The 6,005-nt window shown below is 69.8% G+C and carries 1 protein-coding gene; it reads left to right on the top strand.

Annotation, left to right across the window (positions count from 1 at the left end; translation table 11 throughout):
* On the top strand, window positions 1–6,005 hold a 6,005-nt coding region (locus tag H0U68_RS10555), incomplete at both ends, for a non-ribosomal peptide synthetase (RefSeq protein ID WP_296355325.1).

Here is a 6,005-nt window from a genome sequence, read left to right as displayed (position 1 = left end):
GCGCGAATTCGCGGACGCGTTCGCGCAGTGCGGGCTCAAGCCGAACGTGGTGACGCCGTCGTACGGCCTGGCGGAGTCGACGCTGCTGGTGAGCGCGAGCCTGCAGGCGCAGCCGGATGCCATCGCGTCCACGCGTGTGGTGGAGCGTGAAGGACTGGCAGCGATCGAATTGGTGGGCGCGGGCGAGGCGACTGCCGGCAGCGAAGTCGTCATCGTCGACACGCAGGCGAACACCGCGCAGCCGGTTGGCACCGTCGGCGAAATCTGGGTGCGTGGTCCGTCGGTGGCCGCGGGCTACTGGGGGCGGGACGAAGAAACCGAACAGGTGTTCGGCGCCACGCTCGCCGGTGGCGGACAGCGCTACCTGCGCACCGGCGACCTCGGCTTCCTGGACGAAGGCGGCCACCTGTATGTGAGCGGCCGGCTGAAGGAGATGATGATCTTCAACGGCGAGAACGTCTATCCGCAGGACATCGAGGCGACGGTGGAGGCGCTGGACCCCGCCTTCCGCGCCAACGGCTGCGCCGCGTTTTCGGTCGAGGAAGAGTCGGGCAACGCGCGGCTGGTGATCGTGCAGGAGCTGGAGACGCGCGGCAAGCCGGACACCGATGCACTGGTCGGCAAGCTGCGGCTGGCGCTGTACGAGCGCCACGGCATCACGGAGCTGGCGGCGGTGCTGCTGGTGAAGGCGGGGCAGTTGCCGCGCACCTCCAGCGGCAAGATCCAGCGCGTGCAGTGTCGGCGCATGCTGCAGGACGGCGCGTTCGCGCCGGTGTGGGAATGGCGCGAAGGCGGCCAGGGGCAAGATGCGCAGGCCGCGTCCGGCTACGTCGCGCCCGGCACGCCGACCGAAGCGGCGCTGGCGCAGATCTGGCAGGAACTGCTGGGCTTGTCCAGCGTGTCGGTGGAGGCGGAATTCTTCTCGCTGGGCGGCCACTCGCTGCTGGCCAGCCAGATCGTCGCGCACGTGCGCGACAGCTTTGGCGTAGAGCTGACGCTGGCAATGCTGTTCGAGGCATCCACGGTGCGGGCGTTGGCGGGGAAGATCGATGAACTGGTGCAGAGCGGTGAGGCGAGCGTGGAGGACATTCCGCTCGTGCAGCCCTCACCCCAACCCTCTCCCGCGGGCGGGAGAGGGAGTGAAGAACAAGGCGGTAGCCCCTTGTCGTTCGCGCAGCAGCGGCTGTGGTTCCTGGACCAGTACCAACCGGGTGATGCGTCGTACAACATTCCTGTCGCGGTGCGTCTGCGCGGGCGGCTGGACCGCGATGCGCTGCGGGATGCGCTGAACGGCGTCGTCGCGCGGCACGACGCGCTGCGCACGCGCTTCGGCAAGGACGACGGCGGCGCGGCGCGGCAGATCGTCGACGCGCAGCTGCACCTCGAGCTGCCGCTGCGCGACATCGGCCGGGACGAGGCGGCCCAGGCCATGCAGGCCGAGGCGCGGGCGCCCTTCGACCTGGGGCGCGGCCCCCTCATCCGCGCGCTGTTGCTGCGCAGGAGTGCCGAGGAGCACGTGCTGCTGCTCACGTTGCACCACATCGTGTCGGACGGCTGGTCCATGGGCGTGCTGGTGCGCGAACTCGGTGCGCTGTACGCGGCGCGCGTGCAGGGCCGCGAAGCGAGCTTGCCGCCGCTGCCCATGCAGTACGCCGACCACGCGCGCTGGCAGCGCGAGCGGCTGCAAGGCGAGGAACTGCAAAAACACCTGTCTTACTGGACGCGGCAGCTGGCCGGTGCGCCAAGCGTGCTGACGTTGCCGACGGACCATCCGCGTCCGGCCGTGCAGCAGCACCGCGGTGGCCGCCACGATTTCTCGATCGGTACCGAACTCACTCGCCAGGTCAAGGCCTGTGTGCAGGCGCAGCAGGCCACGCTGTTCATGGGCCTGTCGGCCGTGTTCGCGGTGCTGCTGGCGCGCTATGCCGGCCAGCAGGAAGTGAACCTCGGCACGGCCGTGGCGAACCGCGGCCGCAGCCAGACCGAAGGGCTGATCGGCTTCTTCGTCAACACGCTGGTGCTGCGCATCGGGCTGGAACCGGGCGACAGCTTCGCCACGCTGCTGCGCCGCGTGAAGCACACGGCGCTGGAAGCTTTCGCGCACCAGGAGCTGCCGTTCGAAAAACTGGTCGAGGTGCTGAATCCGCAGCGGCACGGCGGCCATGCGCCGCTGGTGCAGGCGCTGCTGGTGCTGCAGAACGCGCCGCTGGGCAAGGCGCAGTTGCCCGGCCTGGTGCTGGAGGAGCTGCCGATCCACAACGGCACGTCGAAATTCGACCTGGTGCTGACGGTGACGCAGGAGCAGGGCGCTCTCGCCGGCAAGCTGGAGTACGACAGCGACCTGTTCGAACCCGCAAGCATCGCGCAGCTGGTGCGGCATTTCGTGCGCTTGCTGGAGCAGGCAGTGGCGCGGCCCGAAGCGCGGGTGATGCAACTGCCGCTGCTGGACACGGACGAACAGCGGCAGGTGGTTGTGGAGTGGAATGCGCCGCGGGTCAGTTATCCGCAAGGCGGGACGATCGCGCAGCTGTTCGCGCAGCAGGTACAGGAGCGCGCGAATGCGGTTGCGGTGAGCTTCGGGGGCGCGCACCTCAGCTACGCCGAGCTGAACGCACGGGCGAACCGGCTTGCGCATCACCTGCGTGCGCAGGGCGTCGGCCCCGACGTGCTGGTGGGCGTGCGCATGGAGCGCGGCCTGGAGCTGATCGTCGTGCTGCTGGCGGTGCTGAAGGCGGGTGGCGCCTATCTGCCCATCGATCCGAGCTATCCAGAAGAACGCATCGCGGGGATGCTGACGGACGCCAGGCCGCGGCTGGTGCTGACCGATGACGTGCTGCGCGAACTGCAGCCGTCGCTGCAATCGCAGCCGGCCACCGATCCTGTCTCGCTAGGCACGGCGGAGAACCTCGCCTACGTCATCTACACCTCCGGCTCCACCGGCGTTCCAAAAGGCGCGCAGCTCACGCACGCCAACGTCACACGGCTGCTGGCTTCCACGCAGGACCTGTTCCGCTTCGACAGTGCCGACGTGTGGACGCTGTTCCACAGCTATGCCTTCGACTTCTCCGTCTGGGAGATCTGGGGCGCGCTGCTGCATGGCGGCAAGCTGGTGGTGGTGCCGCACCTGGTCACGCGCAGCCCCGAGCAGTTCCTGCAATTGCTGGTGCAAGAGAACGTCACGGTGCTGAACCAGACACCGTCGGCCTTCCAGCAGCTGATGCAAGCCGACCAAGGCGTGGACGCGAAGCTCGCGCTCAAGCACGTGATCTTCGGCGGCGAAGCGCTCAACCGCGCTGCGCTGGCGCCCTGGTTCGCCAAGCACGGCGACGGCACGCCGCGGCTGGTCAACATGTACGGCATCACGGAAACGACCGTGCACGTGACCTGGCACGTGCTGGAGGAGGACAACGACAACAACAACGACACCGCGCCCGGCGCCATCGGCCGCCCGCTGGCCGACCTTGCTTGCTATGTGCTGGATGACTTCCTGAACCCGGTGCCTGTCGGCGTGGCCGGCGAGCTGTACGTCAGCGGCGCGGGCGTGGCGCGTGGCTACCTCAACCGCCCGGCACTCACGGCTGAACGGTTCATCCCCGACCCGTTCGCTCCCGAGCCCGGTGCCCGCATGTACAAGTCGGGCGACCTGGCCCGCTACCTGCCCGACGGCACGCTGGATTACCTGGGCCGCGCGGACCACCAGGTGAAGATTCGCGGCTTCCGCATCGAGCTTGGCGAGATTGAGGCGGCGCTGGCCGTGCAGCCCGGCGTGCGAGAAGCGCTGGTGCTGGCACGCGAAGACGCACCCGGCGACAAGCGGCTGGTGGCCTACGTGGTTGCCGACAGCGAAGCCCTGGACGCAACCAGCCTGCGCAAACCGCTGCTGGCGCGCCTGCCCGACTACATGGTGCCCGCGCACTACGTGCTGCTGGACGCCTTCCCGCTGACTTCCAACGGCAAGATCGACCGCAAGGCGCTGCCCGCACCCGAGGCAGGCGCACAGGCCGGCAGGGCCTACGAGGCGCCGCTGGGCGACACCGAGGAGAAGATTGCCACCGCCTGGAGCCAGCTGCTCGGCGTGGAGCGCGTCGGGCGCAACGACAACTTCTTCGCACTCGGCGGGCATTCGCTGCTGGCTGTGAACCTGATCGAGCAGCTGCGTCGCCAGGGCGTCGCCGCCGACGTGCGCAGCGTGTTTGCCTCCGCCACGCTGGCGGAGCTGGCCGCACGCGCGGGCGCGCCGGACCGTGTGGACGTGCCGCCGAACCGCATCCGCCCCGGCAGCAAGACCCTCACGCCCGACATGCTGCCGCTGGTGCAGCTCACGCCCGCCGAGATCAGGACGGTGGTGGACAGCGTGCCCGGCGGCGCCGCCAACATCCAGGACATCTACCCGCTAGCGCCGCTGCAGGAAGGCCTGCTGTTCCTGCACCGCATGCAGCAAGAGGGAGACGCCTACCTGCAGCGCGCCATGCTGGCCTTCGGCAGCCGCGACGCACTGGACCGCTTCGTTGGCGCGCTGCAGGAAGCCATCGACCGCGAGGACATCCTGCGCACTGGCTTCCTCTGGGAAGGCCTGCGCCAGCCGGTGCAGGTGGTGTGGCGCCGCGCGCGCATCGACGTCGACGTGCTGGCGCTCTCGCCGGCCGAGGGCGACGTGGCCGCGCAGCTGCGCGCGCGCCACGATCCGCGCCGCGACAAGCTCGACCTGTGCCGCGTGCCGCTTTTGCACTGCACCGCCGCGCAGGATGCGTCGAACGGGCGCTGGCTGCTGCAGGTGCTGTTCCACCACCTGGTCCACGACGCCGCGTCGATGCGGCTGCTGGTGGCGCAGGTGCAAATCATCCTGGCGGGACAGCGCGAGCTGCTGGCCGCGCCGGTGCCGTTTCGCAACTACGTGGCCAGCGCACGGCGCATGCCGCAGGCCGAGCACGAGGCGTTCTTCAGGGCGCAGTTGGGCGACGTGGAAGAGCCGACGGCGCCGTTCGGTTTGGCCGCGACGCAGGACGCCGGCATGGACATCGTCCAGGCGCGCGTGGCGCTGGACGAGGACCTGGCGCGCCGCGTGCGCGCGCAGGCGCGCAAGGCGGGCGTGAGCGCCGCCAGCCTGATGCACCTGGCCTGGGCGCAGGTGCTGGCGCGCGGCTGCGGCCGAACGTCCGACGTGGTGTTCGGCACCGTGCTGTTCGGCCGCATGCAGGGCGGCGCGGACGCGGGCCAAGCGCTGGGCCCCTTCATCAACACGCTGCCGATCCGCATCTGCCTGGGCGTGCAGGGCGTGCGCGTCGGCCTGCTGCAGGCGCACCAGGCCTTGTCCGCGCTGCTGGTGCACGAGCATGCGCCGCTCGCCCTGGCGCAGCGCTGCAGCGCGCTGCCGGCGCAGGTGCCGCTGTTTACCGCCCTGTTGAACTACCGGCACGACCTGCCGCAAGACGGCGTGGCCGCGGCCGAACACGGCCTGCAGGCGCGTGTGCTGGAGACCGAGGAGCGCACCAACTATCCGCTGGCGCTGATGGTCGACGACCTCGGCGAGGGCTTCGGCCTGGTCGCCCAGGTGGCCGCCGGCACGGTGGCGCCGCAGCGCATCTGCGGATACATGCTGGCGGCGCTGCGCGGCATCGTCGACGCACTGGAATCGCAGCCTGAAGCGCCGATTGGCCAAGTGGACGTGCTGCCGGCCGAAGAACGCAAGCAGCTGCTGGTGGAATGGAACGCGACGGCGCTGCCGTACGCGCGCGAACTGGACATGGTGCGGCGTGTGGAGCTGCAGGTGGGGCGCACGCCGGATGCGGTGGCGGTGGCGTTCGAAGAGGCGTCGCTCACGTACGCGGAGCTGAACGCAAGAGCGAACCAGCTGGCGCACTGGCTGCGCGGGGAGGGCGTCGGGCCGGAAGTGCTGGTGGGCGTGTGCATGGAGCGCGGGCTCGATGTGGTCGTTGCACTGCTGGGCATCCTGAAGGCAGGCGGCGCGTACGTGCCGCTGGACCCGGCGTATCCCGAAGAGCGCA

Source organism: Ramlibacter sp., from assembly GCF_013697775.1.
Classification (GTDB): Bacteria; Pseudomonadota; Gammaproteobacteria; order Burkholderiales; family Burkholderiaceae_C; genus Ramlibacter.
This window is presented reverse-complemented; position numbering and strand designations above follow the sequence as displayed.